This window comes from Nitrospirae bacterium CG2_30_53_67 (assembly GCA_001873285.1).
Classification (GTDB): Bacteria; CG2-30-53-67; CG2-30-53-67; order CG2-30-53-67; family CG2-30-53-67; genus CG2-30-53-67.
In genome coordinates this window covers 1-2,017 of sequence record MNYV01000117.1, presented here as the reverse complement: position 1 = coordinate 2,017, position 2,017 = coordinate 1, and the positions used below count along the sequence as shown (strand labels likewise).

Annotated in this window: 4 protein-coding genes and 1 pseudogene; 3 read left to right on the top strand and 2 right to left on the bottom strand. The window is 46.6% G+C overall.

Annotated elements, in window-relative coordinates; translation table 11 throughout:
* Positions 1 to 5: 5 nt before the first annotated feature.
* The 3 genes from AUK29_07225 to AUK29_07215 all read left to right on the top strand — a co-directional run bounded on the left by AUK29_07225 (position 6) and on the right by AUK29_07215 (position 891).
* Positions 6 to 203: a hypothetical protein gene (locus AUK29_07225; GenBank protein ID OIP63075.1), complete on the top strand. Its 198-nt coding sequence runs from the start codon at positions 6 to 8 to the stop codon at positions 201 to 203.
* The gene (locus AUK29_07220; GenBank protein ID OIP63074.1) at positions 200 to 613 is read left to right on the top strand and encodes a hypothetical protein; all 414 of its coding nucleotides are present in this window, start codon (positions 200 to 202) and stop codon (positions 611 to 613) included. Before AUK29_07225 ends, AUK29_07220 begins: the two co-directional genes overlap by 4 nt.
* Before the next feature lie 86 nt (positions 614 to 699).
* Positions 700 to 891, top strand: a complete 192-nt coding sequence (locus AUK29_07215; protein OIP63073.1) for a hypothetical protein — start codon at positions 700 to 702, stop codon at positions 889 to 891.
* Positions 892 to 1,324: 433 nt separating this feature from the next.
* Here the strand turns inward: AUK29_07215 and AUK29_07210 are convergent, their stop codons facing one another.
* Positions 1,325 to 1,522, bottom strand: a complete 198-nt coding sequence (locus tag AUK29_07210) for a hypothetical protein (protein OIP63072.1) — start codon at positions 1,520 to 1,522, stop codon at positions 1,325 to 1,327.
* 247 nt (positions 1,523 to 1,769) lie between these two features.
* A pseudogene (locus AUK29_07205) lies at positions 1,770 to 2,017 on the bottom strand (hypothetical protein).

Below are 2,017 nucleotides of genomic sequence, written 5' to 3'. Positions count from 1 at the left end.
TGAGGATGAGTGTAACCCTTGACGAAAAACTTCTTAACGAGGCCCAAAAAGTCTCCGGCAAGAAGACCAAGCGGGAGATTATAGAAGAGGCGTTGAAGGAATTTGTAAGAAAAAAGAGAAGGGAAGAGGCCTTGAAACACGCCGGAAAGATTGAAATGGATATGACCGTAGAAGATCTCATCAAAATGAGAAAGCAGGAATGAATCTTATAGACAGCTCGGTTTGGATATCATATTACCGGCCCGATGGAAGCGAACAGATCAAACAGATGGTCAAGGAATTCATTTCTTCCGACCTCGTTGCAATCAATGGAATCATTGTCGTTGAGGTTTTGAGCGGCATCTCCAGGCAGGAAGAAATGAAAAAAGTAGAATCCGGCTTCAAGGGATTCCATTTTCTTGCCTTATTGCAGGACGATTTTTTCAAGGCTTCCTCCTTAGGTTCAACCCTGAGGAGAAAAGGTTTTACGATTCCTTCCACGGACTTGATCATTGCCGCATCCGCGCTAAAGCACGGCCACACACTCTATCACTTGGATAATCATTTTGATCTGATCGCTGAACAATCGCCTTTAAAGGTCAAGAACCTTCAAAGATGCTGTAGGAACGCTTAGGACCAAGGGTGAAAATTCTACAAAGGCTGGAAATTCTTCTTGATCTTGACCGGCAAAAAAGTTAATCTTTGCTCATGAAATCAATAATGGACCTCGGAAAGCGATATGAACAGGAACAGTTTCTCAAGCTTTCGCCTCTTGAGCGCATCAGAACCATGCATGCAATTCTCTGCGAGATCATTGCCATAAGGGCCAGGGCTGAGGGTGTAACCGAACATGAGATCTATCGAAGATACCTTCGGGATAATCCAAGACATTATCAGAAAATTTCCCGGTGACATGGAAAAACGGATAGGCAGGGACAAGAAATTGACCATGCTTCTCATCCCGCGGCCCGAAGAACCGCCCCAAGAAATACCCGAGGAACTGCTCTGAGAGCGTCCGCTGAGTGTATGCATGGGTGTATGCATGGGGACGGTTCCGGAAAAAGCAAATAGAATCTGTTGGTTATAGACTATTTTTTGATGCGGTCAATGGAGGTCAGAGCAGTTAACTAAACAGGACAAAGGAGACGCGACCCTTTTCATACTCCATGCACAAGCGAGGTCCAGCATGGATATTGTTCAAATTTCAATCCTGCTCGTTACGGCGAGGATCACAGTGTCCTGGGATACTTCATTGTATGCGGATGAGCTGATAACGATGGCGGGGCGTTTCTTGGTTGCGGTCTGGTCTGAAAACGGGAACGGAACAAGGACAACATCACCCCGCTTATAGATTGTCATACACGGCGTCCTCCTCGTTGTTCCATATCTTTTCAAACGAACGTTCCGACAGCTTTTGAGAGGCATTGACAAGGAGATCTTTCTCTCTTTTCAGCTCAAGAAACCTCATGAAGTCCAGAACCTCAGCAAGGACGCTTTCCGGCAATCTGTCCACTTCTTTCTTAATAATATCCTTGACCGACATGGTTTTTCCCTCCCACAGTGAGACCGCATTCGAAAGGATGAGCAATCCTACATCAGTATGGGTAAAGTTTCAAGAGAATATTATCTGGATTCCCCGATCGAGTCGGGGAATGACAGGAATGAGACGCTAAGAGATTGTAATTTTACAGAGTAGAAAGGGCCAGGTCTTGAAATATAAGAATAACATGAAACTAATCATTCAAGACTTGAGCCCAAACACTAAGGTTGCTTCTTTGCTTCCTCCATGCTTATAAAAAATTGACCGGGTCCACGTCCACGGTCAGGTCCACGCCGGAAAATCCGTGGGTTTGTGTCAGCCGGGTGACCCCTTGTTCCACGATCCGGTGGAGGCTTCGGACAGATCTCCCTTTGACGAGGATCTGGTAGCGCTTCTTCCCTCTCAGTGTGAAAAGAGGCGCCTTGGCCGGGCCGAGAACCTCGATCCCGTGCTGCTGTAAAGGCTGATCTCTGAGGATTTTCCCGAGGTATGCTGCGG

Bases quoted from the DNA above. Each gene is read 5' to 3' on its own strand.
- AUK29_07225 (OIP63075.1), top strand. From the start codon at position 6: ATGAGTGTAACCCTTGACGAAAAACTTCTTAACGAGGCCCAAAAAGTC.
- AUK29_07220 (OIP63074.1), top strand. From the start codon at position 200: ATGAATCTTATAGACAGCTCGGTTTGGATATCATATTACCGGCCCGAT.
- AUK29_07215 (OIP63073.1), top strand. From the start codon at position 700: ATGGACCTCGGAAAGCGATATGAACAGGAACAGTTTCTCAAGCTTTCG.
- AUK29_07210 (OIP63072.1), bottom strand. From the start codon at position 1,522: ATGTCGGTCAAGGATATTATTAAGAAAGAAGTGGACAGATTGCCGGAA.